The organism is Achromobacter sp. Root565 (assembly GCF_001427425.1).
GTDB classification, from domain to species: Bacteria; Pseudomonadota; Gammaproteobacteria; order Burkholderiales; family Burkholderiaceae_B; genus Achromobacter; species Achromobacter spanius_D.
Genome location: NZ_LMGO01000001.1, coordinates 2,820,273 through 2,846,645, shown reverse-complemented (window position 1 = coordinate 2,846,645; position 26,373 = coordinate 2,820,273). Strand labels below are relative to the sequence as shown.

The 26,373-nt window shown below is 67.0% G+C and carries 23 protein-coding genes; 7 read left to right on the top strand and 16 right to left on the bottom strand.

Features of this window, described 5'->3' with window-relative positions; translation table 11 throughout:
• Positions 1-116 precede the first annotated feature (116 nt).
• The 6 genes from holA to ASD71_RS12690 all read right to left on the bottom strand — a co-directional run bounded on the left by holA (position 117) and on the right by ASD71_RS12690 (position 7,039).
• Positions 117-1,172 carry a DNA polymerase III subunit delta gene (holA, locus tag ASD71_RS12715; RefSeq protein ID WP_056564119.1) on the bottom strand — a complete coding sequence of 352 codons (1,056 nt, stop codon included), beginning with the start codon at positions 1,170-1,172 and terminating at the stop codon, positions 117-119.
• A gap of 3 nt (positions 1,173-1,175) precedes the next feature.
• Positions 1,176-1,838, bottom strand: a complete 663-nt coding sequence (gene lptE / locus ASD71_RS12710) for an LPS assembly lipoprotein LptE (protein WP_056564117.1) — start codon at positions 1,836-1,838, stop codon at positions 1,176-1,178.
• A gap of 11 nt (positions 1,839-1,849) precedes the next feature.
• Positions 1,850-4,507: a leucine--tRNA ligase gene (gene leuS / locus ASD71_RS12705; protein ID WP_056564114.1), complete on the bottom strand. Its 2,658-nt coding sequence runs from the start codon at positions 4,505-4,507 to the stop codon at positions 1,850-1,852.
• 87 nt (positions 4,508-4,594) lie between these two features.
• Positions 4,595-5,755 carry an MFS transporter gene (locus tag ASD71_RS12700; protein ID WP_056564112.1) on the bottom strand — a complete coding sequence of 387 codons (1,161 nt, stop codon included), beginning with the start codon at positions 5,753-5,755 and terminating at the stop codon, positions 4,595-4,597.
• Positions 5,756-5,855: 100 nt separating this feature from the next.
• Positions 5,856-6,368, bottom strand: coding sequence for a MarR family winged helix-turn-helix transcriptional regulator (locus ASD71_RS12695; RefSeq protein WP_056564111.1), 513 nt, complete (start codon positions 6,366-6,368; stop codon positions 5,856-5,858).
• Between the two features lie 200 nt (positions 6,369-6,568).
• On the bottom strand, positions 6,569-7,039 hold the full coding sequence (locus tag ASD71_RS12690) for an HU family DNA-binding protein (protein WP_056564090.1): 471 nt from the start codon (positions 7,037-7,039) through the stop codon (positions 6,569-6,571).
• Between the two features lie 419 nt (positions 7,040-7,458).
• On the opposite strand from ASD71_RS12690, the gene ASD71_RS12685 reads away from it, so the two are divergent.
• The 3 genes from ASD71_RS12685 to ASD71_RS12675 all read left to right on the top strand — a co-directional run bounded on the left by ASD71_RS12685 (position 7,459) and on the right by ASD71_RS12675 (position 11,065).
• Entirely contained in the window at positions 7,459-8,619 is a 1,161-nt protein-coding gene (locus ASD71_RS12685; protein WP_082578886.1) for a D-alanyl-D-alanine carboxypeptidase family protein, read from the top strand.
• 24 nt (positions 8,620-8,643) lie between these two features.
• A complete protein-coding gene (locus ASD71_RS12680; protein ID WP_056564088.1) occupies positions 8,644-9,192 on the top strand; it encodes a hemerythrin domain-containing protein in 549 nt (182 codons plus the stop codon).
• A gap of 103 nt (positions 9,193-9,295) precedes the next feature.
• Entirely contained in the window at positions 9,296-11,065 is a 1,770-nt protein-coding gene (locus tag ASD71_RS12675) for a SulP family inorganic anion transporter (protein ID WP_056564087.1), read from the top strand.
• Between the two features lie 14 nt (positions 11,066-11,079).
• Here ASD71_RS12675 and ASD71_RS12670 read toward each other — a convergent pair whose 3' ends face one another.
• The 6 genes from ASD71_RS12670 to ASD71_RS12645 all read right to left on the bottom strand — a co-directional run bounded on the left by ASD71_RS12670 (position 11,080) and on the right by ASD71_RS12645 (position 17,108).
• Positions 11,080-11,847, bottom strand: coding sequence for an ABC transporter ATP-binding protein (locus tag ASD71_RS12670; RefSeq protein WP_056564084.1), 768 nt, complete (start codon positions 11,845-11,847; stop codon positions 11,080-11,082).
• Positions 11,844-13,721: an ABC transporter permease gene (locus ASD71_RS12665; RefSeq protein ID WP_056564077.1), complete on the bottom strand. Its 1,878-nt coding sequence runs from the start codon at positions 13,719-13,721 to the stop codon at positions 11,844-11,846. The genes ASD71_RS12670 and ASD71_RS12665 overlap by 4 nt, the downstream gene beginning before the upstream one ends.
• Entirely contained in the window at positions 13,721-14,956 is a 1,236-nt protein-coding gene (locus ASD71_RS12660; RefSeq protein WP_056564076.1) for an ABC transporter substrate-binding protein, read from the bottom strand. The genes ASD71_RS12665 and ASD71_RS12660 overlap by 1 nt, the downstream gene beginning before the upstream one ends.
• A gap of 198 nt (positions 14,957-15,154) precedes the next feature.
• Positions 15,155-15,322: a 50S ribosomal protein L33 gene (gene rpmG / locus ASD71_RS12655; RefSeq protein ID WP_003810296.1), complete on the bottom strand. Its 168-nt coding sequence runs from the start codon at positions 15,320-15,322 to the stop codon at positions 15,155-15,157.
• 37 nt (positions 15,323-15,359) lie between these two features.
• Complete coding sequence (rpmB, locus tag ASD71_RS12650; protein ID WP_056564075.1) at positions 15,360-15,596, bottom strand: 50S ribosomal protein L28; 237 nt, start codon at positions 15,594-15,596, stop codon at positions 15,360-15,362.
• Between the two features lie 312 nt (positions 15,597-15,908).
• On the bottom strand, positions 15,909-17,108 hold the full coding sequence (locus ASD71_RS12645; protein ID WP_082578885.1) for a Bcr/CflA family multidrug efflux MFS transporter: 1,200 nt from the start codon (positions 17,106-17,108) through the stop codon (positions 15,909-15,911).
• 156 nt (positions 17,109-17,264) lie between these two features.
• Here ASD71_RS12645 and ASD71_RS12640 point away from each other — a divergent pair, with 156 nt between their 5' ends.
• From ASD71_RS12640 to ASD71_RS12630, 3 genes are all read left to right on the top strand, one after another.
• A complete protein-coding gene (locus tag ASD71_RS12640) occupies positions 17,265-18,533 on the top strand; it encodes a class I SAM-dependent methyltransferase (RefSeq protein WP_156395138.1) in 1,269 nt (422 codons plus the stop codon).
• Between the two features lie 118 nt (positions 18,534-18,651).
• Positions 18,652-20,304 (top strand): FAD-dependent oxidoreductase, encoded by a 1,653-nt coding sequence (locus ASD71_RS12635; protein WP_056564064.1) that lies wholly within the window; start codon positions 18,652-18,654, stop codon positions 20,302-20,304.
• Entirely contained in the window at positions 20,301-20,636 is a 336-nt protein-coding gene (locus tag ASD71_RS12630; RefSeq protein ID WP_056564062.1) for a 4Fe-4S dicluster domain-containing protein, read from the top strand. The genes ASD71_RS12635 and ASD71_RS12630 overlap by 4 nt, the downstream gene beginning before the upstream one ends.
• On the opposite strand, the gene ASD71_RS12625 is transcribed toward ASD71_RS12630, so the two are convergent.
• The 4 genes from ASD71_RS12625 to ASD71_RS12610 are packed head-to-tail and all read right to left on the bottom strand — an operon-like array spanning position 20,633 to position 25,055.
• Complete coding sequence (locus ASD71_RS12625) at positions 20,633-22,318, bottom strand: amidohydrolase (protein WP_200949389.1); 1,686 nt, start codon at positions 22,316-22,318, stop codon at positions 20,633-20,635. The two genes, ASD71_RS12630 and ASD71_RS12625, sit on opposite strands and share 4 nt — an antisense overlap.
• A 1-nt stretch (position 22,319) precedes the next feature.
• The gene (locus tag ASD71_RS12620) at positions 22,320-23,234 is read right to left on the bottom strand and encodes an ABC transporter permease (RefSeq protein WP_082578884.1); all 915 of its coding nucleotides are present in this window, start codon (positions 23,232-23,234) and stop codon (positions 22,320-22,322) included.
• The gene (locus tag ASD71_RS12615) at positions 23,231-24,001 is read right to left on the bottom strand and encodes an ABC transporter ATP-binding protein (protein WP_056564059.1); all 771 of its coding nucleotides are present in this window, start codon (positions 23,999-24,001) and stop codon (positions 23,231-23,233) included. The genes ASD71_RS12620 and ASD71_RS12615 overlap by 4 nt, the downstream gene beginning before the upstream one ends.
• Before the next feature lie 4 nt (positions 24,002-24,005).
• Positions 24,006-25,055 carry an ABC transporter substrate-binding protein gene (locus ASD71_RS12610; protein ID WP_056564056.1) on the bottom strand — a complete coding sequence of 350 codons (1,050 nt, stop codon included), beginning with the start codon at positions 25,053-25,055 and terminating at the stop codon, positions 24,006-24,008.
• Between the two features lie 281 nt (positions 25,056-25,336).
• Between ASD71_RS12610 and ASD71_RS12605 the strand changes: the two genes are divergently transcribed.
• Positions 25,337-26,362, top strand: coding sequence for an ABC transporter substrate-binding protein (locus ASD71_RS12605; RefSeq protein ID WP_082578883.1), 1,026 nt, complete (start codon positions 25,337-25,339; stop codon positions 26,360-26,362).
• The last annotated feature ends 11 nt before the right edge of the window (positions 26,363-26,373 follow it).

The following is a 26,373-nucleotide window of genomic DNA, read 5'->3' as shown; positions in this document are numbered from 1 at the left end:
CGGGCGCCGCCTGGAGATTCAGTGTATATCCGGCTGTCGGGCCGGGCGAGATCCGGTCGGGGGACCGGGAGGGGGAGCGCAAGGAGGACGAGGCGAAGGCGGCGGCGAGGCCGCCTTCACGGTCGTCCGCCGGCTGCGGCCACGCGCAGGGCCAGCCGGGTCATTTCTTCCCAGGGATCCGAGAGGCGGCCGGGCACCGAGAGGCCCTTGATGAGGCGGTCGACTTCGTGAGCGTGCTGCACGGCGGCGGGCCAGACGCCGGGCTGGACCCGGTTCAGGGCCTGCAGCGCAAGGCGTTCGTGGGCGCCGAAGATGCGCAGGCGGCGCATGAGGCCGTTCGCGTCCTGTCCCAGCGCGCGCGCCTCGGCGATGCGCGCGAGCAGGCGGATTTCTTCGCCGACCGCCCAGAGCACCAGCGGCAATGCTTCGCCTTCGGCGCGCAGGCCGTCGATCATGCGGATGGTGCGGCCGATGTCGCCGGCCAGCATGGCGTCGCGCAGGCCGAAGACGTCGTAGCGGGCGACGTTCAGTACGGCGCGTTCGACGTCCTCGGGGGCGAGCTGGCCCTCGGGGTAGAGCAGGCCGAGCTTCTGGATTTCCTGGTGGGCGGCCAGCAGGTTGCCTTCGACCTTGTCCGCCATCCATTGCAGGGTGGCGCTGTCGGCGCGCTGGTTCTGGCGCGCGAGGCGCATGCCGACCCAGGCGGGCAGGCGGCCGCGTTCGATGTTGGCGATGTCGACGGCCATGCCGGCGCGCACCAGCGCCTGCATCCAGCGGCTTTCGCGGGTGGCCTTGTCCAGGCGTGGCAAGGCGATCAGCACGAGGGTGTCGGCCTCGGGCTGCTTTTCGGCTTGTTCGGCCAGCTTGGTCAGGGTGTCGGCGCCAGACTTGCCCGGCTTGCCGGTGGGAATCTTGATTTCAAGGATGCGGCGGTCACCGAACAGCGACACGCTCTGGGTGGCGGCGAGGACCGCGCTCCAGTCGCTGCGCGCGTCCATCACCATGGACAGGCGTTCGGTGTAGCCAGCGTTGCGCGCGGCGGCGCGCAACGCGTCGACGGCTTCGGTCACCAGCAGCGGTTCGTCGCCGGAGACCGTGTACAGCGGCGCCAGCCGGTTGCCAGGCCGCTGCAGGTGTTCGGCCAGCCGATCCGCGTCCAGGGGCTGTGCCATGGGCTAGCGGACGATGGCCGGATCGGTGACGGACGGCGTCTGCCAGGGCGTGGGCACGCGCTGTTGTGGTGCTTCGTTGGGGTCGAACAGCGGCATGTTTTCGTCGTCGACGCCCGATTGGGCGGCTTCGAATGCCTTGTGCACGTCTGGCGCAGTGATGCGGCGCAGCACGCGCGAGACCAGATCGCGCTGCATTGCCTTGTACAGCGTTTCGATCTGGCCCTGCTTGGCCTGCACCACCTGGTCGTCGTACGGCATTTCGCGGTAGATGGACAGCGTGGTGTCGGGCACCAGGGCGCGGCCCTTGGCGTCGATCAGGCGGAACGTGTAGTTGATGCCAAGTTCGTAGGATTCAACCCGGCCTTGCGCGTTCAGCGAGACCTCGCGCAGGCTGCGCGTGTCGCTGACTTGCTGCAGGATGGCCTGCGCTTCCTTGCGCGTGTCCACCAGCTTGGTGTTGGGCGAGGCCGCGCGCAGCGCGCGGCGCAGGTCCGCGCCGAACTGGGTCGTGTCGGGGATGCCCACGTACAGCCGCTCGAACGGCATCGGGGTGGTGCCCCGCAGCGCGAAGCCGCAGGCGGAAAGCAGCATGAACAGCGCCAGGCAGGCGCCGCGCAGCAGCCAGGTTTGGCGGGAGAGTTGCGATTGTTGCCCGGCGAAGTGCATGCTTGACCTCATCAGCCTACGACGTTGACCAGTTTGCCCGGAACCACGATGACACGCTTGGGCGGACGGCCTTCCAGGAATCGGGCGACCTCTTCCTGGCTGGCGGCCAGTTTTTCGATGTCTTCCTTGGGGGCCTTGGCGGCCACGCGGATGGAGCCGCGCAGTTTGCCGTTGACCTGCAACATCAGCTCGATCTCGTCGGCGACGAGGGCGGCTTCGTCCACGTGCGGCCACGGCGCATCGAGCAGGTCGCCGAGTTCCTTGGCGTAGCCCAGGTCCTGCCACAGGTGCCAGGTGACGTGCGGCACGACCGGGTACAGCACACGCAGCAGGACGCCGACGGTTTCGGCATAGGCCGCATCGGCGTCAGCGCCTTCCGGCAGCTTGGCGTCGTCAATGGCGTTCAGCATCTTCATGCAGGCGGACACGACGGTGTTGTACTGGATGCGCTGGTAGTCGTAGTCGGCCTGCTTGAGCAGCCCGTAGACTTCGCGGCGCAGATCCTTGACGGCGGCGGGCGCCTGCGTCCAGTCCGTGCCTTGGGCCAGGCCGCGGGCGACGGCTTCGCGGCGCGCGTAGCTGATGGACCAGAGGCGGCGCAGGAAACGGTTGGAGCCTTCGACGCCGGAGTCGGACCATTCGAGGGTTTGTTCGGGCGGGCTGGCGAACATGACGAACAGGCGGGCCGTGTCGGCGCCCAGCGTGTCGATCAGCGATTGCGGATCGACACCGTTGTTCTTGGACTTGGACATCGTGCCCACGCCGCCGTAATTGATGGCCGAGCCATCCGACTTGAGCTTGGCGCCGACGATGGCGCCGCGGTCGTCGTAGACGTTGTCGACGTCTTCGGGCCAGAAATACTCGATGCCGCCCTGGGGCGTCTTGCGCGAGTAGATGTGGTTCAGCACCATGCCCTGGCACAGCAGCTTGGTGAAGGGCTCGTCGAAGTTGAGCAGGCCCATGTCGCGCATGACCTTGGTCCAGAAGCGCGCGTACAAGAGGTGCAGCACGGCGTGCTCGATGCCGCCGATGTACTGGTCCATCGGCATCCAGTAGTCATTGCGCTGATCGACCATGGCGTTGTCGTTGCCGGGCGAGGTGTAGCGCATGAAGTACCAGGACGAGTCCACGAACGTGTCCATGGTGTCCGTTTCTCGGCGCGCGGGCTTGCCGCAGCTGGGGCAGGCGCAGGACAGGAAGGCTTCGTTCTTGGCCAGCGGATTGCCGCTGCCGTCGGGGATGAGGTCGTCGGGCAGGACCACGGGCAGGTCTTTTTCCGGGACCGGCACCGGGCCGCAGTCTTCGCAGTGGATGATGGGGATCGGGGTGCCCCAGTAGCGCTGGCGCGAGATGCCCCAGTCGCGCAGGCGCCAGGTGGTCTGCTTTTCGCCCAGGCCCTTTTCGCCCAGGTCGGCCGCGATGGCGTCCACGGCGTCCTTGTAGGACAGGCCGTCGTACTTGCCGGAATTGATGGTGCGGCCCGACTGCTTGTCGCCGTACCATTCCTGCCAGGCGTCGGTGGAGTAGTCTTTGCCGGCCACGTCCACGACCTGCACGATGGGCAGGTTGTATTTCTTGGCGAAGGCGAAGTCGCGCTCGTCGTGCGACGGCACGCCCATGACGGCGCCGTCGCCGTAGGTCATGAGCACGTAGTTGCCGACCCAGACCTCGACCTGCGCGCCCGTGATGGGATGCGTGACGAACAGGCCCGTGGGCATGCCTTCTTTTTCACGCGTGGCCATTTCGGCCTCGGTGGTGCCGCCGAGCTTGCATTGTTCGATGAACGCGGCCAGCGGGGCATTGCCGGCCGCGGCGTGCGTGGCGAGCGGGTGCTCCGGCGCCACGGCGCAGAACGTCACGCCCATGATCGTGTCGGCGCGGGTGGTGAAGACGTACAGCTTGCCGTCCTGGATCAACTGGCCGTCCTGGCCGGCGATCTGGTGCGGGAAGGCAAAGCGCAGGCCTTCGGACTTGCCGATCCAGTTTTCCTGCATCAGGCGCACGCGCTCGGGCCAGCCGGGCAGGTCGTTCTGAACGGCGCCCAGCAGCTCGTCGGCGTAGTCGGTGATGCGCAGGTAGTAACCGGGGATCTCGCGCTTTTCGACGAGTGCGCCCGACCGCCAGCCGCGGCCGTCGATGACCTGTTCGTTGGCCAGCACGGTCTGGTCGACCGGATCCCAGTTGACGACCTGGGTTTTGCGGTAAGCCACGCCCTTTTCGAGCATCTTCAGGAACAGCCACTGGTTCCACTTGTAGTACTGCGGATCGCAGGCGCACATTTCGCGCGTCCAGTCGATCGCCAGACCCATCGCCTTCATCTGCTTCTTCATGTAGGCGATGTTGTCGTAGGTCCACTTGGCGGGCGGCACCTTGGACTTGATGGCGGCGTTTTCCGCCGGCATGCCGAAGGCGTCCCAGCCCATGGGCATCAGGACGTTGTAGCCGCGCATGCGCAACTGGCGGGCCATCATGTCGTTGATGGTGTAGTTGCGCACGTGGCCCATGTGCAGCTTGCCGCTGGGGTAGGGCAGCATGGAGCAGGCGTAGAACTTGGGCTTTTCGGAGCCGTCGGCGTTCTTTGCGTGTTCGTGGACCAGATAGACGTCGCGGGCCTGCCAGTCTTGTTGGGCGGCCGCTTCGACGGTAGTGGGGAGGTAGCGTTCCTGCATGGGCTCGTGCGCGGTGGCAATAAAGGGGTGAGCCGCCCCATCGCGCCGGGGCGCGGTGGCGGTCAAAACCCCTGATTATAGGAGGTGCTAGGCGCTGGCAGGGGGCGAGGGCATTTCGGGGATGCGCGCACTGGGCGCAAGCGCGCCATAAGCCAGCGTGAAGGCCGCCAGGACGGCGCCCGCGATCACCACCGCGGGCCAGCCGAAATGGGCGTACAGCCAGGACGATACCAGCGATCCCGATGCGCCGCCGATGAAGTAGCAGGTGACGTAACCGGCGGTCAGGCGGCTGCGCGCCTCGGGCCGCAGGCGGTAGATGGAGCTGGTGTTGGTGACGTGCACACCTTGGATCGCCAGATCCTGCACCAGGATGCCGGCCAGCAGGGCAAGCACCGACACCTGCCCGAAAGCCATCAGGCCCCAGGAACCCAGGAGGAGCAGCAGGCCCACGCGGGTGGCGAGGTTGCCCAGGCCGCGGTCGGCAAGGCGCCCGAAACGGTTGGCGGCGTAGGCCCCGGCGGCGCCCGCCAGGCCAAACAGGCCAATGGTGGTGTTGCTGTATTCATAGGGCGGGCTGGCCAGGAGGAAGGTCAGCGGCGTCCAGAGCATGCTGAAGGCGGCGAACAGCAGCCCGCCGATGAGCGACCGGGCGCGGAACAGGGGTTCCTCGACGAACATGCGCAGGATGGAGCCCAGCAATTGCGGATAGCTCATTGCCGTCGGGCTCTGGTAGCGGGGCAGCACGCGCCACAAAACGGCGGACATGCAAAGCATCAGGATGGCGGCGACCCAGTACACGGTACGCCAGCTGCCCACGTCGGCCAGCGCGCCCGCCGCGGTGCGGGCCAGCAGGATGCCCAGCAGCAGCCCGCTCATGACCGTGCCGACGGCCTTGCCGCGCTCGTGGGGCGCCGCCAGCGTGGCGGCGAACGGCACGAGGATCTGGGCGACGACGGACAGCATGCCGGTCAGGGCGGTGCCGATGATGAGCATCGAGATGCTGGTGGAGAAGGCGGAAATCAGCAGGCCGCCCGCCGACAGCAGGTTCATCAGCACGATCAGCGAACGGCGCTCGAACATGTCGCCCAGCGGCACCAGCAGCATCAGCCCCACGGCGTAGCTGAGCTGCGCGGTGGTGACGATCGCGCCGGCGGCGGCGTTCGAAATCGAGAACTGCTGGCCGATGGTGTGCAGCAGGGGCTGCGCGTAATAGTTGCTGGCGACGGCCAGGCCGGTTGCCACCGACATCAGGAGGATGATGGGGGCGGTGAGCGTTGGGGTGGATTGTTCGGCGGAAGTCACTGATCTGAAGCGGAAAAGGAATTGAAGTTGAAGCGGGAGCGGCGGCTTACGCGCCGACGCTGCCGGGTGTGTCCTGATCCTGCTTGAGCAGCAGCTTTTTCAGAAGACCCGCCAATTGGCGGCGCTCGGCCGCCGACAGCGGCTCCAGCAACTCATTCAGGTCGGTCAGGTATTCCTTGAGCACGACCTTGATCACGCGCAGCCCGTCTGTGGTGAGCGACACGATCACGCCGCGCCGGTCATCGGGGTTGGGATTGCGCACGAGCAGCCCGGCCTGTTCCAGCCTGTCCAGGCGGTTGGTCATGGCGCCGGAAGTCAGCAACAGGGCTTCCACGAGCTTTTGCGGATTCATGGCGTGGGGGGCGCCGGTGCGGTAGAGCGTCGCGAGCACGTCGAATTCGCCTTGATGCAGGTTGTACTGGCGAAAGGTGCGGTTGACGTTGCGGGCCGCGAAGGCGTTCAGGCGAAAGAGGCGCGCGACGACCGACATGGCGGCGAAGTCTTGCGAGGGGCACTCCTTGGCCCACTGCGAGATCACGAGATCGACGAGGTCATTCATGTTGAGTGGCTAGTGTTTTAATGTGAAGTATCTTCACGTAAAGACAAAATTCTAGCAGCGGCTCGACCACAACGCAAAGCGCGGGTGACGCAACGCATAGCGCGCGCGCCGGATTGCACGGCGTGCGCGCACAAAAAGAAGGGCCCGCCTCTTGCGAGGCGGGCCCTTCCCGGCTTGACCGGATACTGCGCGTAATGAAATTACTGCGCGGCGTCCTTCAGCTTCTTGAGCGGGCGAACCTTCACCTTGACCGAAGCCGGCTTGGCGGGGAACCAACGCTCTTCACCCGTGAACGGATCCTTGCCGAAGCGCTTGGCCTTGGCGGGAACCTTTTGCACGGCAACCTTGAACAGGCCGGGCAGCGTGAATTCGCCAGCGCCCTTCTTGTCCACGGAACCCAGCACCGAGGTTTCCAGGCTGGCCAGGACGGCCTTGACCGACTTGGCTTCGACGCCGGATTGCTCAACGATGTAGGCGATGAGCTGGGTCTTGTTCAGTGCAGCCTTGATGGCCTTGGGGGCAGCAGCGACCTTCTTGGCGGCGACGACCTTCTTGGCTGCCGGCTTCACGGCGGGCTTGGCGGCGGGCTTGACGGCAGTTGCCTTCTTTGCGGGCGCCTTGACGGCGGTCTTGGTGACTTTCTTGGCAGGAGCTTTAGCTTTCGTGGCCATGGTCAAAATCCGTATGTTGAGGACATGGAGCAGCGCGTGCCGGATATCGGCATTTGACGCTACGCGCCCGATGATAGCGGAAGAGTGGCGGTAAAAGCGGCTTTCCAACGGGTTTTAAGCCACTGTTTGTTGTTTTCGACGCAGAAAAGTGCTTTCTGCAAGGGGTTTCGCAAGATGTCGTGACATTCGTTGGCGATTTCGCGAGCGTTATTCGCAAGCCGCGCGTGCGGTGGATATTGCTGTGAAAGCGTGCGGACAGGCGCTGTGGCGAGGCTCGCGGATGAACCTATATTGCGGCGCATGTTCCAATTGCGGGCGGCGCGCGCGGCAGGCAGAGACGGAGAGTCCCTGGAATCAGGCCTTTTCCTTGCGGTCGCGCGCGCCCGAAGAAAACCAGAACATGGAAGTGAAGCAGCTATATGTTGATGAAGAAGTTGGCGGCGAGCCTGCTCGTCGCGACCGCATGTATATCCAGCGCCATGGCGCAATCGATGCCCGCGCCGGCGCTGTCGGCCAAGGCGTGGCTGCTGCTGGATGAGACCAGCGGGCAGGTCATTGCGTCGCACGCGGCCACGACGCGCATCGAGCCGGCGTCCCTGACCAAGATCATGACGGCCTACGTCGTGTTCGATGCGTTGACAAAGAAAGAGCTGACGGCGAACCAGCTGGTCACGATCTCGACGCGGGCCTGGAAAGTGCCGGCGGGTAGTTCGAAGATGTTCCTGGAGCCCAACTCCAAGGTGTCCGTGGACGACCTGCTGCGCGGCCTGATGATCCAGTCGGGCAATGACGCGGCGGTGGCGCTGGCCGAGGCCGTGTCGGGCAGCGTCGAAGCCTTTGTCGCGCGCATGAACGACACCGCCGCGCGTCTGGGCCTTCACGCCACGCGTTTCGCCAGTCCGCATGGGCTGCCGGATCCGGACACGTATTCCACCGCGAGCGACCTGTCGATCCTGGCCACGCGCTTCATCCGCGACTTCCCGCAGCTCTACAAGACCTACGATTCGGCGCGGCAGTTCACCTTCAACAAGATCACCCAGCCCAACCGCAACCGGCTGCTGTGGCTGGATCCGAGCGTGGACGGGCTGAAGACCGGCCACACGGAATCGGCGGGCTATTGCATCATCGCCACGGCGCGGCGGCCCAATGGCAGCGATCAGCGCCGGCTGATCACGGTGGTGGTGGGCACCGCCTCAGACAAGCTGCGCACGCAAGAAAGCCGCGAGTTGCTGGAATGGGGCTTCCAGGGGTTCAATACCATCAAGCTGTACGCGCGCGGTCAGGCCGTGGCCACGCCGGAAGTCTGGAAGGGCGAGGCCGACAGCCTGAAGGTCGGTTTCTCGCGCGACGCGTACGTGACCGTGCCGGCTGGCGCGAAGGTCGAGTCGGTCTGGGCGCCGCAGGCGCCGCTGATCGCGCCGATTGCGGCGCAGTCGACGGTGGGCGAACTGCAGGTGACGGTGGACGGCAAGCCCGCCATGCACTTCCCGGTTGTCGCGCTGGAACCGGTGGCCGAGGCGGGCATTGCCGGCCGCGCGTGGGACTCCATCCGCTTGTGGTGGCGCGGCACGCAGGGATAACGCAACACGATTCGGAGATGGGCGATGGCAGTGAGCTTTCCAGGCGGCCCGGCGGCGGCGCCGGGCCCTGACGATCCGCTGGCGCTGCTATCGGCCTGCCACGGGCGCATCGCGCGCCAATGCGCCACGCTGGCGCGGCTGGCGGCGCATCTGCCCGCGCATGGCAGCGACGCCGCGGCGCAAACCGCCGCCACCAGCGTGCGCCGGTATTTCGACACTGCGGCCGCGCATCACCACGAAGACGAGGAGGAGGACCTATTCCCCGCCCTGATCGATTCCATGGCGGGATCGGACGCGGTGTGCCTGCACGTGCTGGTGGATAGCCTGATGGCCGATCACCGGCGGCTGGCCGGCCTGTGGGAACCCTTGCGCGAGACGCTGTCCGAGATCGCGGCGGGGCGCCCGGCGCAATTGCCGGCGCAGCAGGTCCAGGATTTCACCGAGGCCTACGACGCGCATATCCGGCGCGAAGAGGACGAGTTGCTGCCGATGGCGGCGCGGCTGATTCCTGACGATGCGCTGGCCGCGATCGGCCAGGCCATGAAGGCGCGCCGTGGAGGCGACGCGGGCTGATCCGCTGATCGCCGCGTTGCATGGTCAAGGTCGAGCGTTTACCCTAGCCGGACCGGCGTGAGCGCCGATGCCCAGGGAACAAGACAGGATGATGCAGGGGGGAATGAACGTCGCGCGCCGGCTTTTCGGCTCGTGGGTGGATGACGTCAACCGGCTGACGCTGCGCGCCGATCTGGCTGCCGGCCTGCTGGGCGCGTTGCTGGTGCTGCCGCAGGGCGTAGCGTTTGCGACGCTGGCGGGCCTGCCGCCGGAGTACGGCCTGTACTCGGCCATCGTGCCCTGTGTGGTGGCGGCATTGTTTGGCTCCAGCCGCCACGTGATGTCCGGGCCGACGAATGCGAATTCGCTGGCGCTCTTTGCCGTGCTGGCGCCGCTGGCGGCTGCGGGCAGCCCCGCTTACATCCAGCTTGCGCTTGCCGTGACCGTGCTGGTCGGGGTCATGCAGTGGCTGGTGGGCGTCTTGCGGCTGGGGTCGCTGGCCCACTTCATATCGCCGTCGGCGTTGTTTGGCTTTACCAGCGGCGCGGCCGTGCTGATCGCGGTGCATGCGTTGAAGGATGCGCTGGGCCTGCCGTCGCCAGAGGCGCACGGCGCGGGGGCGGTGCTGGAAAGCCTTGCCACGCATCTCGGCCAAGTGCATCCGGGCGCCTTGCTGGTGACGCTGGCCACCTTGGTCACGGCCTTGGTGGCGCGCCGGCTGGACAAGCGCAAGCCGTACATGCTGATCGGCCTGGCTGCGGGGACATTCGCGGCATGGGTGTTCAACACGTGGGTCGTGGCCCCCGGCAGCGCGCCGGTTCCCGTGCTGGGCGCCATCGCGCAGCCGTGGCCGCCGTTTCACGTGCCCAGCGTGGACTGGCGCGCGCTTCCCGATCTGCTGAGCCTGGCGTTCGCGCTGACCATCGTGGCGTTGGCGCAGTCGATCTCCATTGCCAAGGCGGTGGCGTCGCGGTCGGGGCAGCGCATCGACGCGAACCGCGAGTTCGTGGGGCAGGGCTTGTCCAACGTGGTTGGCGGGTTCTTTTCCTGTTATCTGTCTTGCGGTTCGCTCAATCGGTCCATCCCCAACTTCGAGGCCGGCGCGAAGACGCCGCTGGCGTCGGTATTTTCGGCATTGCTCCTGATGCTGCTGGTGGTGGTGTCCGCGCCGTTGCTGGCGTTGATTCCGCATGCCGCCATTTCGGGATTGCTGCTGCTGGTGGCCTGGACGCTGCTGGACGTGCCGCGCTGGCGGCATCTGCTGCGCACGCAGCCCGGTGAATGCGCCATCGCCGGCGCGACGCTGGCCGCCACGATCGCCATTCGCATGGAAGTGGCGATCCTGCTGGGTACCGTGCTGTCGCTCATGGTGTATCTGCACCGCACGTCGCGGCCGGCGATGCGCACGATGGGATTTGACTCGCGCGGGTTGGATCGCCGCTTCGTCGTACTGGAGCATCAGCCGGACGCGTTGCCGGAGTGCCCGCAACTGAAGCTGCTGCGCATGGAGGGGTCGGTCTATTTCGGCGCGGCGGCACACGTGGCGCAGCGGCTGCATGACCTGCGCTCGGCGCCGGGCGCGCCGCGCCATCTGCTGGTGATGGCCAAAAGCATGAATTTCATCGACCTGGCCGGTGCGCAGGTCTGGGACGACGAACTGGCGGCCCGGCGCGCGATGGGCGGCGACCTGTATTTTCACCGGCCGCGGCCCGAGGTGATGGACATGTGGCGCCGCACCGGATTCCTGGAACGGCTGGGCGCCGATCACATCTTTCCGGATAAGGCGACAGCGCTGCATGCGATCTACGCCAAGCTGGACCGGAACATCTGCGCGGGATGCACGGCCCGGATTTTCTGGGAATGCCAGCCGGACAGCCCGCAGCGGGATGGGTGATGAGGCTGGCGTCGTCAGGCGCCTTGCGGCGCCTCGGTGCCCAGATAAGCGGCCTTGACCCGCTCGTCGGCCGCGATGGCCGCGGGGGCGCCTTCGGCCAGCAGGCCGCCGCGCACCAGCACTGCAATGCGATCTGCGTGCTTGAAGACGACATCCAGGCTGTGTTCCGTGAACAGGACGGCGATGCGCTGCGTGTCTGCCAGTTGCCGGGTCAGGCGCATCAGCGCGTGGCGCTCGTTGGTGGCCATGCCGGCCGTGGGCTCGTCCATCAGCAACAGGCGCGGCTGATGCGCTAGCGCCATCGCCAGTTCCACGCGTTTGACGTCGCCATAGGCCAGCGTGCCGCAGGCCTCGTCAGCCTTGTCAGCCATCTGCACCTGCGACAGCAGGGTCCTGGCTTCATCGACGGCATGGCGGGAGGCGCGCCGCCACGGATTAAAGAGCAGGCGGTCGCGCGACAGCAGGGCCGTCTGCACGTTTTCAAGCACGGTCATCGATCGGAACGTGGCTGCGGTCTGGAAGCTGCGGCCCACGCCCAGCCGGCAGATCTTGCCGGCCGACAAGCCCACAAGCTCCTGGCCGTCCAGCCGCACCGAACCCGAATCCGGGCGCAATTGTCCGCCCAGCACGTTGAAGCATGTCGACTTGCCCGCGCCGTTCGGGCCGATCAGGGCCAGCATGTGCCCGGCGTGCAGATCGAACGAAACATCGGCCAGCGCGTCGATGCCGCCGAAGGATTTGCGCAGGTTGCGCACCTGGAGCAGGGGAGTCGCCGTCGTCATGCGGACCTCCTGCGCAGGCGGGCCGCCGCGCCGGCCAGTCCTTCGGGGAAGGCCATGACCAGCGCCAGGATGGCCAGCCCGAGCACCGCGTGCCAGTATTCGGTGCTGCGTGCCGCGACGTCCTGCAGCCAGGTGTAGGATGCCGCGCCGACGAGCGGACCGGCCAGCGTCTGGATGCCGCCCAGCAGCACCATGACCAGCCCGTCGACCGAGCGGCTTACCGCCAGCACGTCGGGCGCGATGCTGCCCTTGGAAAATGCATAAAGCGACCCGGCCAGGCCTGCGGCGAACGAGGCGGCCACGAATCCCGCCCACTGGATGCGCCGCGTGTCCATGCCAAGCGCCTCGGCACGCAAGGCCGAATCGCGCACGCCGCGCAGCGCAAAGCCCAGCGGCGAAAACGCCAGCCGCCGCAGCCACCAGACCCCGGCCGCGCACAGCACCAGCGACAGGTAATAGAACCACGGCCCCTGCGACAGCCATGCCGACGGCCACAAGCCCGTCAGCCCGTTGCTGCCGCCGGTCACGTCATCCCATTGATAGGTGAGGGCCCATAGAATCTGCGCGACGGCCAGCGTCAGCATGGCCAGGTACACCCCGGACAGGCGCACGCAGAACCAGCCGAACACCAGCGCGCCCAACGCCGCGGCAAATGGTCCGAGGAGCAGCGCGGCCTCCATGGGGATGGCCGCCAGCTTCAGGAGCAACGCCGCGCCGTAGGCGCCCAGCCCGAACCACGCGGCGTGGCCGAACGATGTCATGCCGGCGAGCCCGGTCAGAAAGTGCAGGCTGGCGGCAAACAGCGCGGCGATCAGGATCTCGGTCATCAGGATGCTGAGATAGGGCCAGTACAGCGTGGCGACGGGCACGAGGGCCAACAAGGCCAGCAACACGGCATAGGCCAGCCGCAGGCGCGGGCCGGCCGGGGCGATGGGGCGTTCGGGCGGGCCGGCGTGCGAGGCTGGCGCAGGCGGCTTGCCCATCAGGCCCCAAGGCCGGACCACCAGCACCACGGCCATCACCGCGAATTCGGCCAGCAGCGTGAGCTTGGACAGGTTGAAGACCCACGGGCCGATGGCCACCTGGCCCAGGAACACGAACAGCGCCTTGACCGCGCAGATGAGGACGGCCGCCAGGAACGCGCCGGGTATGGATCCGAGGCCGCCCACGACCACCACCACGAAGGCGCTGGCGATGATTTCCAGGTCCAGGCCCAGGGTGGCCGGTACGCGCGGCGCGGCCAGCGCGCCGCCCAGCCCAGCCAGGAAGGCGCCCAGCGTGAAGGCCGACGTGAACAGCCAGGCCTGGTTCACGCCCAGGGCCGCGAGCATCGTGCGGTTCTCGGCGGCGGCGCGCAGCAGCCGGCCCCAGCGTGTGCGCATCAGCAGCAGCCACAGCAGACCCAGCACGACGGGGCCGGCGGCGATCAGCAGCAGGTCGTATTCGGGGTAGCGGCGGCCCAGGATCTGGACGGCGCCCGACAAGCCCGGTGCGCGGGCGGAGAAGAGGTCTTCGGGGCCCCAGACCGCCAGGGCGACATCGCCGATGATGAGGACCAGCGCGAAGGTGGCCAAAAGCTGGAAGAGTTCGGGCGCGCGGTACAGACGCTTGAGCACCAGCAATTCGGCCGCGGCGCCGATCAGGCCGGTCGCCAGCGCCGCCAGCAGCAGTCCCAGCCAATAGCCCGCGCCGCCGCCGAAGTAACTGGTGAAGGTCCAGGCCAGGTACACGCCCAGCATGTAGAACGAACCGTGCGCGAAGTTGACCACGCGCGTTACGCCAAAGATCAGCGAAAGTCCGGCGGCGACCAGAAACAGCGCGCTGGCGTCGGCCAGGCCATTGAGTAGCTGCAGCAGCAGCCCGGATACATTCATCAGCGGGCCGGCGCCGGCCGCATCTTGCGCACCTGCTCGTCAGGCGGCTGGAGCCGTGCACCGTCGATGTAGGCAAAGTCCTTCATGATGCCCTTGCCGTCTTCGACCGCCGTCACGCCCACATAGACGCCCATCGTGGATTGATGGTCGATCTTGCGGTACTGGATGGGGCCGTAGGGCGTGTCCACCTTCAGGCCGGCAAAGGCGTCGACGAGCTTTTCCGTGTCGACGGAACCGGCGGCCTTCAGGCCCTGTGCAATGGACATCAGCGACGCATAGCCGACCACGGAACCGACCTTGGGCGTCTCGTTGAAGCGCTTCTTGTAGGCCTCGACGAAGGTTTTGTTGGCTGGGGTGTCGATGGCGTACCAGGGGTAGCCGGTGACGATCCAGCCGGTGGGCGTGTCCGCGCCCAGCGGTTCCAGGTATTCGGGTTCGCCGGACAAGAGCGACACGACGGGCATGTTTTCGAACAGGCCGCGCGTGTTGCCTTCGCGCACGAAGCGGGTCAGATCGGCGGCGAACAGCACATTGAAAATGGCGTCGGGCTTGGCATCCGCCAGCGCCTGAACGACGGCGCCGGCATCCACCTTGCCCAGCGGCACGGCTTGTTCCGCGACGAATTCCACGTCGGACTGGAAGGACTGCATCATGGCCTTGAACGTGGCCACGGCGGACTGGCCGTATTCGTAATTGGGGTAGACGATGGCCCAGCGCTTCTTGCGCAGGGCGAGCGCCTTGGGGGCCAGCGCCGCCACGTGCATCCAGGTGGACGGACGCAGGCGGTAGGTATAGCGGTTGCCTTCCTGCCAGGTGATCTTGTCGGTCAGGGGCTCGGCGGCCAGGAAGAAGACTTCTTGCTGCTTGGCGAAGTCGGTCAGCGCAAGCCCCGTGTTGGACAGGAAGCCGCCAAACAGCAACTCGACTTTTTCGCGCGCCAGCAGTTCCTGCGCGGCGCGGACCGAGTCACCAGGGTTGCCGTTGTCGTCGCGCGAGATGACCTCGAGCTTTCTGCCCAGCACGCCGCCCGAGGCGTTGACTTCTTCGAGCGCCAACTGCCAGCCCTTCTTGTACGGGCCCAGGAAGGCGGGAATGGCCTTGTAGCTGTTGATCTCGCCGATGCGGATCGGCGGTTCCTTGTCTTTCGCGACGGCGGGGGAGGCCGGCGCCAGCGCGAGGGCCAGGAGCGCGGGCGCGACGGCGCGGCGCAGCAGGGAGAGGCAGGGACGGATCATGGCGGGTTTTGTCGCAGCGTGAGAATGAATCGGCCTTGCGCGCGCGCCTGGGGCGCCGCGGGTGCGGCCTAATTGAAACATGGGCTTCGGCGCGGCGGCAAATGGCGTGCAGGCGCGGTGGAAAATAAACGGCAAGAAAGTAACGGCAATAAAAAAGGCCCTGCATGACAGGGCCTTTTTTGCGGGATACCGGCTGAATTACTTCAGCTTGGTTTCCTTGTAGTCGACGTGCTTGCGAGCGACCGGATCAAATTTCTTGATCAGCATCTTCTCGGGCATGTTGCGCTTGTTCTTGGTGGTCGTGTAGAAATGACCCGTGCCGGCGGTCGACTCGAGCTTGATCTTTTCGCGGATACCTTTGGCCATGTCGTGCTCCTAGTATGTAGATTGGCGGGGCGGCCGATTAGGCCTGTTCGCCGCGGGCACGCATTTCGGCCAGCACGGCGTCGATGCCGTTCTTGTCGATCGTGCGGATGGCCTTGGCCGAAACACGCAGGCGAACCCAGCGGTTTTCGCTTTCAACCCAGAACCGGCGCGATTGCAGGTTGGGCAGGAAGCGGCGCTTGGTCTTGTTGTTCGCGTGCGAAACATTGTTGCCCACCATCGGGCCTTTGCCGGTCACTTGGCATACGCGTGCCATGGATGCACCTCTTTAGTGTCGTTCTTGCCGCGCATCGCTTGGGGGGTAGACGGGGGTTTAGCCGCCGGGCTGAGTGGGCTGCGCTGTGCGCTGCCTTGGCCGGCCACCCAGTCTTAGTGGATGAGGGGGAAAGTGATTTCACCCCAGTGCTTATACCCGCTGCCTGCCACCCGCTTGAATTCACACTTGAATTCACAACACGCGGTTGGGGGTCAGAGTGCTGAACTACAAAGCATAGTAGTCCTGCACGGGAAACTTCATGTGAAGACCGCGATTCTAATACGGAATTCCCAAGTAAATCAAGCCAAAGGGCTACGACGTGTGCGAACGCGCCACACGGCCGGCTGTCCAGGACAGGCACGCGCAGGCTGCCAGGGTGGTCGTCAGGGGCAGGGCGGTGTCGGCCTGCCAGGCGCTGACCACAAAACCGGCGAGGGCGCCGCAAGACAGTTGAAGCGTCCCCAATAGCGCCGAGGCGGCGCCCAGCCGCTTGCCCTGGTCCGACAGCGCGAGCGCCGCCGAGTTGGGGTTCACGAAGCCCTGACTGCCCATGTAGGCGATCAGGCACAACATCAGCAGCGGGAGCGTCAGCAGTCCGGCGAGCGTCAGCGCGACGGCGACGAGGCTGGCGCAGGCCAGCGTCACCAGCGCGCGGCGCTGCAATTGGCGCGGCGTATAGGTGCGCAGCAGGCGGGCGCTGATCTGCGAGCAGATGATGAGCGACAGCGCGTTGGCGCCGAACAGCAGGCCGTAGTATTGCGGCGGCACGCCGTAGAGTTCGATGAAGACCCGGGGCGAACCGATGATGTAGGCGAACATGCCCGCCTGTCCGAAACCGCCCGCCAGGCTGTGCGACATGAAGCCGCGGTGGGCGAAGAGGCCGCGATAGTTCTGCAGGATGGTGCTCCAGCGCAGCGGCACCACGCGGTCCGGCGTGAGCGATTCCTTCATGATCAGGATGACCGCGGCCATCAGCATCGCGCCGCCCGCCAGCATCACCCAGAACAGGCTGCGCCACGAGGTAATGGCCAGCAGCTGGCCGCCGATCAGCGGCGCGAGGATGGGCGCGAGGCCCATGATGAGCATCAGCAGCGACATCGCGCGCGCGGCTTCGTGGGTTTCATAGTGGTCGCGGATGACCGCGCGCGGGATCACGATGCCGGCCGCGCCGCCCATCGCCTGCACGACACGCCAGCCGGTCAGGGCTTCGACCGAACCCGACAGCGCGCATCCCAGCGAGGCGATCATGAACAGTGTCAGGCCCACCAGCAGCGGCGGCTTGCGGCCGTAGCGGTCCGCCATCGGGCCGTAGAACACCTGCGCCAGCGCCAGGCCGATCAGGTACGCCGCCAACGTGCGCTCGACATCGCCGCGGGCGACGCCAAGGTTCGCCGCGATCGTGGGGAACGCGGGCAGGTACATGTCGATGGCGAACGGGCCGATGGCCGTCAGCGCGCCCATGAGAATGAGCCAACCGGGCAGGCTGCTGCGGGATGTGTGCATTGGGGGCATGTAGATCGCGGTAAAACGCAGAGACAGGGCGCGCGGTAGTGCAGACGGTATTGGCCGCGCCAAGCCGGGGACTTTATCATGGGCGGGCTTACAGGAAGATTGCGGGTGTTTTGCGTTAGCGTCCCTTGTGTCCCTACGCATCCGGAAGGAGAAGCCGTGAATCCTTTGCTATCTGTCGTGGAGCGCAAACTTCAGGCGTTGCCTGTCCCCGTCCAACTTGTGCTGCCCGATGGCGCCGTGCTCGGCGCACCCGATCCGCGCGTGCGGTTCGTGACGCACGACATGACCGCGCTGGCGCATCTGGCCGAAGGGGCCGTCGGGGTGCTGGGGCAGGATTATGTCGAAGGCCGCATCGATATCGAGGGCAGCATGCGCGATGTGATGGCGGCGGCCGCGGCACTGCTGCCCGGGTCGCCGATGGACGCGGCGCGCGGCGGCTGGCTGACCGACCTGGTGCGCAAGGTGATGTCGGTGTGGCGCCATTCCCTCGAGCGCGATGCTCGGCAGATCGAATTTCACTACGACCTGTCCGACGACTTCTACGCCTTGTGGCTGGACCCGCGCCGCGTGTATTCCTGCGCGTACTACCGCGAGCCCGGCATGACGCTGGCGCAGGCGCAGGAGGCCAAGCTGGATCACATCTGCCGCAAGCTGCGCCTGGCGGCGGGCGAGCGATTCCTGGATGTGGGCGCGGGGTGGGGCGGACTGCTGCTGTGGGCGGCCGAACGCTACGGCGTGGACGCCACGGGCATCACGCTGTCGCGCAACCAGCACGCGCACGTAAGCCGGCTGATCCAGGATAAAGGGTTGTCCGATCGCGTGCGCATCGAGCTGCTGGACTACCGCAAGCTGGACGCATCGCAGCCTTACGACAAGATTGCGTCGGTGGGCATGTTCGAGCACGTGGGCCGCGCGCAACTGGAAAGCTACTTCGCCACGCTGCGGCGTCTGCTCAAGCCGGGCGGGCTCATCATGAACCACGGCATCACCGCCGCCGGCGTGGATAACGCGGAACTCGGCAATGGCATGGGCGAGTTCATCGAGAAGTACATCTTCCCGGGCGGCGAACTCACCCATGTCAGCGTCGTGATGCAGGCATTGGCCAACGGCGGCCTGGAAGACCTGGACGCCGAAAACCTGCGCCCGCATTACGCGCGCACGCTGTGGGCGTGGAGTGATCGGCTGGAGGCGCGGCTGCCGGAGGCGGCGCGCATTCTGGGGGCGGACCACGGTGAGCGGTCGCTGCGTGCCTACCGGCTGTACCTGGCCGGCAGCGCGATGGCCTTCGAGCATGGATGGATCGCGCTGCATCAGATCCTGGCGCAGCATCCCGCGACGGGACGCGCGGACGAACTGGATCGTCCCGCCGATCTGTCGTATCCGTGGCGGCGGGACTATATGTACGGAGACGTGCCCGGGCATTGAAGGCCGGACACTGCGCGCAACCCCGGTGATTTGCAAATCGCCGATCCGTCGTTCGTGGCGGAGGGCGAGCGGCATACCATCGAACCTTCCATTGCAAGCAATCACAGCAGGGGGTTCCATGGCCGGCAAATATGCGGCGCCGCAAGGCAGCGCCAATTCGGGCTACGAGGCGGATGTGCTGGTCATCGGCGGCGGTCCCGCCGGGACTTGGGCCGCGGTCTGCGCCGCCCAGGCCGGCGCAAGCGTCATCCTGGCGGACAAAGGCTATTGCGGGTCGTCCGGCGCCACCGCCGCGGCCGGCACCGCAGTCTGGTATGTCGATCCCGATCCGCAGAAGCGCGCCGCCGCGATGTCCAGCCGCTACGACATGGGCGGCCGGCTGGCGGACCATGGCTGGATGGGCCGCGTCCTGGACCGGACGTGGGACGGCATCAATACCCTGGCGGACTGGGGCTATCCCTTTCCGGTGGATGGCGACGGCGTGTCGCGCCGCAATTCGCTGCAGGGCCCGGAGTACATGCGCCTGATGCGCAAGCAGGTCAAGCAGGCGGGCGGCAGGATTCTCGATCATCACCCGGTGCTGGAACTGCTGCGCGATGAGCACGGCGCGGTCGCCGGCGCGGCGGGCGTGGACCGGCAGCGGGGCGGCGCGTGGACGGTGCGCGCGGGGGCGGTCGTCATCGCCACGGGCGGTTGCGCCTTCCTGAGCCGGGCGCTGGGCTGCAACGTGCTGACCGGAGACGGCCTGCTGATGGCAGCCGAACTGGGCGCGGAGCTGTCGGGCATGGAGTTTTCCAACGCCTACGGCATTGCGCCCGAGTTCGGCTCGGTGACCAAGACGCTGTTCTATAGCTGGGCGACCTTCACCGACGTTGACGGCGTGCCGATCCCCGGCGCGGCGTCCAAGGGCGGGCGCTCGGTCATCGCGCGCGAACTGCTGCGCCAGAAAGTCTATGCGCGCCTGGATCAGGCCGACGAGGCCACGCGGCAGGCGATGCGCGCCGCGCAACCGAACTTTTTCCTGCCGTTCGACCGCAGCGGCATCGACCCGTTTACGCAGCGATTTCCCGTGACGCTTCGGCTGGAGGGCACCGTGCGCGGCACAGGTGGCCTGCGGCTGGCGGGGCCGGATTGTTCGACCACCGTGCCGGGCCTGTACGCCGCTGGTGATGCCGCAACGCGCGAGCCCATCTGCGGCGGCTTTACCGGGGGCGGCAGCCATAACGCCGCCTGGGCCATCTCGTCCGGATCCTGGGCCGGCGCCGGCGCTGCCGGCCATGCGCTGGCCGCGCGCGGCCGCGGACGTACCGTCATCGCCGCGGGGGCCGCGGGCCTGCGTGGAAACGGCGCGCGCGCCGCGGATGCCGCCGCGCTGGTCAGGGCGGTGCAGGACGAGGTCATGCCCTTCGAGCGGAACTATTTCAGGACGGCGGACGTGCTGGAGCCGTCGGTCGCCCGGTTGGACACGCAGTGGCACGGCTTGCGGTCGGCGGCGCCCGCGGCCGCCGCGGATCTGCTGGCGACGCGCGAGGCGGCGGCCATGCTGGCCACGTCGCGCTGGATGTACCGCAGCGCGCTGGCCCGCCGCGAGACGCGCGGCATGCACAAACGCTACGACTTCTTGGAGCAGGACGCCGCGCAATACCATCATTTAAGCGCTGGCGGGCTGGACGAGGTGTGGGTGCAGCCGCGCGCGTTGGACGGGGGCGGGGCGCAATCCGTGCCGCAGCCCGCACCGCAATCCGCAACGCAAACGAGGCTGGCGGCATGATCGAGCTCATCAGCGACAGCCGTTGCACGGGCTGCAATATCTGCGTCCGGGTGTGCCCGGTCAATGTGTTCGACATCGTGGAAGGGGCGGCGCCGGTCATCGCGCGCCAGGACGCCTGTCAGACCTGCTTCATGTGCGAGGCGTGGTGCCCCGAAGACGCCATGTACGTGTCGCCCCAGGCCGATGCGCCTGCGCCGGTGGCCGAAGACGAACTGGTGCGGGCCGGATTGCTGGGCAGCTACCGGCGTCAGATCGGCTGGAACCGCGATTCGCGCGATCTGCGTACGGCGGACCAGTCGTTCAAGCTGTTGGGGGGCGGACCGGGCCGTTAGTCCGGCTCGCGGTGCACGATGTGCCCGCCCACGATGGTCATTGTGCAGCGCACGTCCCGCCACGCCGCAGCGGGCAACTGCATCGGGTCCTGATGCAGCACCGCCAAGTCCGCGGCAAATCCCGGCGCGAGCGGGCCCTTCCAGTCTTCGTCGAAACTCAACCGCGCGCCGGCCACGGTGAATGCGCGCAGCGCATCGTGGGCGGAGAGCGCCTGCCCGGCGCCAATGACGCGGCCCGTCAGCCGCTCCTGCCGAACGCCCGCCACCCACAGCGTGTGGAACGGGTCGTAAGGAATGTTGTCGGTCGCCAGCGATACATCGAGTCCCAGCGCCAGCATGTCGGCATGCGGCACCACGCCTTCTCCGCCGTCGGGTTCGTCCAGGTAGGCCGCGCCGCCTTTCCACAGGAAATACGTGGGAATGGTCGTGACCAGCACGTCCAGCGCCTTGAGCGCCTTCAGGTCGTCGATGCGCGACCGGGCGATGTGCTGCACAACCCAGCGGCGGCCGGCCAGCGGAAACCGGGCGTTGACCTCGCGCAGCACCGGTACGACTTCGTGCAACTTGTCCGAGACGATGACGTTGACGCGCAGGTCATGTTCGGCCGCCAGCAGGCACAGCGCCCGGAAGTCCGATGGCGTAACGGCCTGTTCGACGAAGCCGGACCAGCCGGTGTCCGGCAGGTTGGCGCGCGCGCAGCAGGCCACGACGGGATCGCCGCCGTAGGCGATATGGATGCCGCTGATCCGGAGCCACGGGTCGCCCAAGCCGCGCCCGCGTGCGGTGGCCAGCCAGTCGCGCATGGCGCGCGCCGCTTCGGCCAGATCGCTCCACGCGGGGCTGACGACCAGCGTGGAACGCATGGTCAGCTCGCCGTCTTCCCATAGCTTGCGGTAGACGGAGATGGTCTCGGGCGCGCAGCCGTGGCCTTCGTAAATGCTGGTGGTGCCCTTGGCGTGATAAAGCTGCTGCGAGATGCGCAGGCCCTTCAGCCGGTCGGCATAGCCAAAACGCGGCACGTCGGGCAGCAGGTCGAATTCGACGGCGGGGCGGGCGTTGCGCTCGACGATGCTGCCGTTCAGTTCGCCGGCGGCATCGCGGCCCAGTTCGATGCCGCCGCAGCGGGGCTGCGATGCCGGCGTCAGGCCATTGCGTGCCAGCGCAAGGCTGTTGAGCGCGCCGCTTCCGGGCGGCTTACCCCAGTTGCCGAAGGGCGCGGGGATATAGACGGGGTGGTCGGGCGCCGCGGCGTCCAGTTCCTGCCGGCTGGGCAGCCGGCCTTCCGCCAACTGCGCCGCGCCGCCGAAGAAATAGGGTGGCGTGCCCACCGGCATGGTGACGATGTAGTCGCCGGGCGGCGTGGACCGCGCCTGCTCGCGCACCACCTGCAACACGTCTGCAACGCTGCGCGCGTGGGCCAGCGAGGGGCGCAGGGTCTTTAACCCCTCGCGCTCCATGTGGGCATGGCTGTCGTTGATGCCGGGAATTACCGTCGCGCCCTGCAGGTCCAGCACCTGCGCATCGCCGCCCGCCAGCGCCAAGGCTTGCTCGTCGTAGGCCGCGACCCGGCCGTCTGCCAGCGCGATGGCATGGGCCGATGGGCGGGCGTCATGAAACGTATGGATGCGCGCGTTGCGCAGCACCAGCGTGCGGGGTGCGGCCCGCCTGTGAAAAAGGCTCATGTCAGGAGGCGCTTTGATACCAGGGGAATAGTCGGCGCGCTGCCCAGACGAACAGGCGGTCCGCCAGGAAGCCGAATGTGCCCAGCAGCACCAGGCCGATGAACATGATCTCCACCTGGAAAAGCTGATGGCCCAGCGACATCATGTAGGCGATGCCACGGGTCGACCCCGACAGCTCGGCCGCCACCAGCACGATCAGCGACACGGCGATGGCCTGGCGCACGCCGGCCAGGATGAAGGGCAGGGCGGCGGGCAGGATGACGAGAAAGAGCGTGCGCAGCCTGCCGGCGCCCAGCGCCGCCGCCGATCGCAGGTACACGATGTTGGTGTCGCGCACGCCGATGAAGGTGGTGATCCAGATGGGAAAGAAGGCGCCCCAGGCGATCAGCGCGATCTTGGGCAGCTCGCCGATGCCGAACCACAGCACCGCCAGCGGAACGACGGCGAGCGACGGCACCGAGCGAAAGCCATGCAGCACGGGTTCGCTCAGGTGATGCAGGAACGCGATCCGCGCCGTCAGGATGCCGGCGGTGATGCCGAGGATCAGCGCGATACTGAATCCTGCCGCGGCCCGCGTGAGGCTGGCGGTGATGTGCCCGGCCAGTTCGCCCGATTCGATCAGCGGCAACGCGGCCTGCAGCACGCGCGACGGCGGCGGAAAGAGCGCGGGGTTCATCCACGAGAACACGTGCGGGATGGCTTCCCACCCCAGCAGGAACAGCGCGATGCCGGCCAGGTTCAACAGCAGCCGGCGGCGGCGACGGGCGCGCTCCGCTCGCGCGTGCGCCTGTTGGAAGCGGTCGGCCAGTCCCGCACGCGCGGGCCGCGCATCGCCGCTGGCCGCGTGATCGGCTTGGACGGGAACATCAGCGGTCGTCTCGGCCACGGATTCGCGGCGCAGGGTCAATGAGGTCATGCTGCCTGCCTTTGGGCGCCGGCCGCCAGCGCGGCTTCGATCCGGTTGTAGTGTTGGGCGAATTCAATGGACCCGCGCTGCCGCGGATAGTCCAGGCCAATGCGGATGTCGTCGCTGATCGTGCCCGGATGCGGCGCCATGACGACGACGCGTTGCGCAAGGAAGATCGCTTCGTCGATGTTGTGGGTGACGAACACCACCGATACGCCGGTCTCCTGCCACAGCCGCAGCAGGTCCTTTTGCAGCGCGGCGCGGGTCATCGCGTCCACGGCTGCGAACGGCTCGTCCATGAGCAGGACTTTCGGTTCGACGACCAGGGACCGCGCCACGGCGATGCGCTGGCGCATGCCGCCGGACAACTCGTGCGGATAGCGGTCAGCGGACGCAGCCAAACCCACGCGCTCCAGCGCCGCCAGCGCGCGGTGGCGGCGTTGCGGTGCGGCGACCGATTGCGCGCGCAGGCCGAATTCCACGTTCTGCCGGGCCGTCATCCACGGAAAGAGCGCATATTCCTGAAACACCACGCCGCGTTCGGGACCGGGGCGTTCGACCTGTTCGCCATGGAACCGGACCGCGCCGTCGGTGGGCTGCAGAAAGCCCGCCAGCAGGTGCAGCAGCGTCGTCTTGCCGCAGCCCGAGGGGCCGATCAGGCACGTGAACTCGCCGGCCGCCAGGTCCAGCGACACCTCGTGCAGCGCCTGCGCGGGCGCGTTGCCGCGCGTGGCAAAGAACTGCGACACGCGCTGGAATTCGATCAGGGCGCCCATGCCGTCAGGCCAGTTTGACGCGGTCGGGCGCGGCGGCGGACAGCGGCGCGTCCTTGATCGCGGCGCGGAACAACGCGCGCAAGTCGCCGGCGGGAGCGGGCGCCAGCTTGGCGTCGATGGCCCACTTGGCCTGATTCACCAGGTCGTCCACGAAGCTGTCGTCGAATCCCACCTTGAATTCGAATACCGAGGTCGCCTGCTTGACCTCCGCGGGCGTGCTGCGGATGCGCGTGGCGATCAAGTCGGGCCACGCCGGGTCCTGCGCGATGCGCTTTTCGGCGTCGAGCAGCGCGCCGATGGCGTCCTTGACCAGCGCCTGGCGCGTGTCCAGCGTGTTCTGGTTGACCAGCAGCAACTGGTGGCTGCGGAAGAATTTCTCGTAGCCATCCTGCGTCAGGAAGAACGCCTTGCCGCCGCTTTGGCGCAGCGCCGCGTTGCCGGCCTGCGCGGTCCAGGAAAACGCGTCGATGTCGCCGCGCACCAGCGCGCCGATGAGATCGGTGGGCGCCAGATTCACCTGCGTGATGTCGCTGGCGGACAGCTTTGCGAATTCCAGATACTTGGCCAGCGCGTACTGCCCCGACGTGCCGGCGGGCGTGCCGATCTTCTTGCCCTTCAGGCTGGCGGGCTGGTCGGCGGCGATGCCGCTGCCTTCGCGCGCCACGATCTTCATGTCGTACGAGTAGCGGCTGAAATTGGCCAGGATGCCGGGCTTCAGACCCTGCAACACGGCAAAGACCAGCGGCGTATCCGTGGTGGTCGAGAAGTTGGCCGAGCCGGCCAGCAGGGCCTGCATCGAGTCCCGTCCGGTCGGAAAATCCAGCACCTTCAGATCCACGTTGCGCGCCTTCCAGTAGCCACCGCTTTCGGCGACGAACGGCAGCGCCCAGGTGTAGCCCGCGCTGCCGGAAGCCAGCGTGGCCTGCTCGCGGGACTGGGCGAACGTCACGCCGGGCAGCGCGCCCGCGGCGCCTGCGGCGGCCACCGAACCGATATGGAACAACAGACGCCGGCGCGCGGCGTCGATGGAAGGCAGCTTCTTGTACGAACTCATGATTCCAAACCCCGATATGCATGTGAAATAGCTTGGGGTCATGCTACGGAGCGAAGGCTGCGCCGACAAAGAATATCTGGACATATGCTTGTTTCTTACGGCCGCGCTGGGGCGTGCGGCTTGGGCATGGCGGCTGCGCCAAGCGGCCTGCCAGCGGCGGTATTTGGATAGCAGAAATAGTTCGTTCCGCCGCCGAGCGCGCGTTGCTAGGATCGCCGGTCACCCTACGCAGCGAATGACGCGGCGTGGCGAACCCACCGGCCCAAGGAGCCCGCGACCTCATGTCCATCAATCCCTTTCCCCTGCGGCGCTTCGCGGCGACCTCCGCGCTGGCTTTTGCAACGCTAGTCGCGGCCGCCGCACCGGCGCATGCCGAAGGCACGCTGCGCGTGGCGCAGCAGTTTGGCATCGCCTATCTGATCCTTGATGTGGTCAAGGACCAGAAACTGATCGAGAAGCACGGCAAGCAGGCCGGCGTGGACATCAAGGTGGAATGGGCGCAGATTTCTGGCGCGTCGGCCATGAACGAGGCGCTGCTCGCCGGCGCGCTGGACATGGTGTCGGCCGGCGTGCCGCCTGCGCTGGTGCTGTGGGACCGCACGCGCGGCAAGCAGAACGTGAAGCTGGTGGCGGCGCTGGGGTCGTTGCCCAACTATCTGCTGAGCAACAATCCGGCGGTGAAGACACTGGACGACTTCGGCGCCAAGGACCGCATCGCGGTGCCGGCCGCTGGCGTCGGATTCCAGTCGCGCACCTTGCAGATCGAAGCGGCCAAGCGCTACGGCAAGGACAACTTCAAGCGCTTCGACGATATCTCCATCAGCCTGCCGCATCCGGACGCCACCACCGCCCTGATCTCCGGCGGCCTGGAGGTGAATGCGCATTTTTCCAGCGCGCCGTTCTACTACCAGGCGCTGGAACGCAATCCGGCGGTGCACAAAGTGATCAGTTCGTACGACATTCTGGGCGGACCCGCGACGTTCAACGTGCTGTACACCACGCAGAAATTCCACGACGCCAATCCCAAGACCTATCAGGCGTTCTACGCCGCGCTGGCGGAAGCTGCGGCGTGGATTCCCGCGCACAAGGACGAGGCCGCCGCGATCTTCATCCGACAGCAGAATTCCAAGCTGCCGGCGGATTTCGTGAAGAAGATCCTGGACGATCCCGAGAACCAGTTCACGATCACGCCGCAGCAGACCAAGGTGTATGCCGACAAGCTGCGCAAGATCGGCGTGCTGCAAGGGCAGGCGGAAAGCTGGAAGGATTATTTCTTCGCGCCGGCCCACGCCGCCGCGGGTAGCTGACGGTCAGCGGG

Bases quoted from the DNA above. Each gene is read 5' to 3' on its own strand.
- holA (WP_056564119.1), bottom strand. From the start codon at position 1,172: ATGGCACAGCCCCTGGACGCGGATCGGCTGGCCGAACACCTGCAGCGG.
- lptE (WP_056564117.1), bottom strand. From the start codon at position 1,838: ATGCACTTCGCCGGGCAACAATCGCAACTCTCCCGCCAAACCTGGCTG.
- leuS (WP_056564114.1), bottom strand. From the start codon at position 4,507: ATGCAGGAACGCTACCTCCCCACTACCGTCGAAGCGGCCGCCCAACAA.
- ASD71_RS12700 (WP_056564112.1), bottom strand. From the start codon at position 5,755: ATGTCGGTGGCAACCGGCCTGGCCGTCGCCAGCAACTATTACGCGCAG.
- ASD71_RS12695 (WP_056564111.1), bottom strand. From the start codon at position 6,368: ATGAATGACCTCGTCGATCTCGTGATCTCGCAGTGGGCCAAGGAGTGC.
- ASD71_RS12690 (WP_056564090.1), bottom strand. From the start codon at position 7,039: ATGGCCACGAAAGCTAAAGCTCCTGCCAAGAAAGTCACCAAGACCGCC.
- ASD71_RS12685 (WP_082578886.1), top strand. From the start codon at position 7,459: ATGTTGATGAAGAAGTTGGCGGCGAGCCTGCTCGTCGCGACCGCATGT.
- ASD71_RS12680 (WP_056564088.1), top strand. From the start codon at position 8,644: ATGGCAGTGAGCTTTCCAGGCGGCCCGGCGGCGGCGCCGGGCCCTGAC.
- ASD71_RS12675 (WP_056564087.1), top strand. From the start codon at position 9,296: ATGAACGTCGCGCGCCGGCTTTTCGGCTCGTGGGTGGATGACGTCAAC.
- ASD71_RS12670 (WP_056564084.1), bottom strand. From the start codon at position 11,847: ATGACGACGGCGACTCCCCTGCTCCAGGTGCGCAACCTGCGCAAATCC.
- ASD71_RS12665 (WP_056564077.1), bottom strand. From the start codon at position 13,721: ATGAATGTATCCGGGCTGCTGCTGCAGCTACTCAATGGCCTGGCCGAC.
- ASD71_RS12660 (WP_056564076.1), bottom strand. From the start codon at position 14,956: ATGATCCGTCCCTGCCTCTCCCTGCTGCGCCGCGCCGTCGCGCCCGCG.
- rpmG (WP_003810296.1), bottom strand. From the start codon at position 15,322: ATGGCCAAAGGTATCCGCGAAAAGATCAAGCTCGAGTCGACCGCCGGC.
- rpmB (WP_056564075.1), bottom strand. From the start codon at position 15,596: ATGGCACGCGTATGCCAAGTGACCGGCAAAGGCCCGATGGTGGGCAAC.
- ASD71_RS12645 (WP_082578885.1), bottom strand. From the start codon at position 17,108: ATGCCCCCAATGCACACATCCCGCAGCAGCCTGCCCGGTTGGCTCATT.
- ASD71_RS12635 (WP_056564064.1), top strand. From the start codon at position 18,652: ATGGCCGGCAAATATGCGGCGCCGCAAGGCAGCGCCAATTCGGGCTAC.
- ASD71_RS12630 (WP_056564062.1), top strand. From the start codon at position 20,301: ATGATCGAGCTCATCAGCGACAGCCGTTGCACGGGCTGCAATATCTGC.
- ASD71_RS12625 (WP_200949389.1), bottom strand. From the start codon at position 22,318: ATGAGCCTTTTTCACAGGCGGGCCGCACCCCGCACGCTGGTGCTGCGC.
- ASD71_RS12620 (WP_082578884.1), bottom strand. From the start codon at position 23,234: ATGACCTCATTGACCCTGCGCCGCGAATCCGTGGCCGAGACGACCGCT.
- ASD71_RS12615 (WP_056564059.1), bottom strand. From the start codon at position 24,001: ATGGGCGCCCTGATCGAATTCCAGCGCGTGTCGCAGTTCTTTGCCACG.
- ASD71_RS12610 (WP_056564056.1), bottom strand. From the start codon at position 25,055: ATGAGTTCGTACAAGAAGCTGCCTTCCATCGACGCCGCGCGCCGGCGT.
- ASD71_RS12605 (WP_082578883.1), top strand. From the start codon at position 25,337: ATGTCCATCAATCCCTTTCCCCTGCGGCGCTTCGCGGCGACCTCCGCG.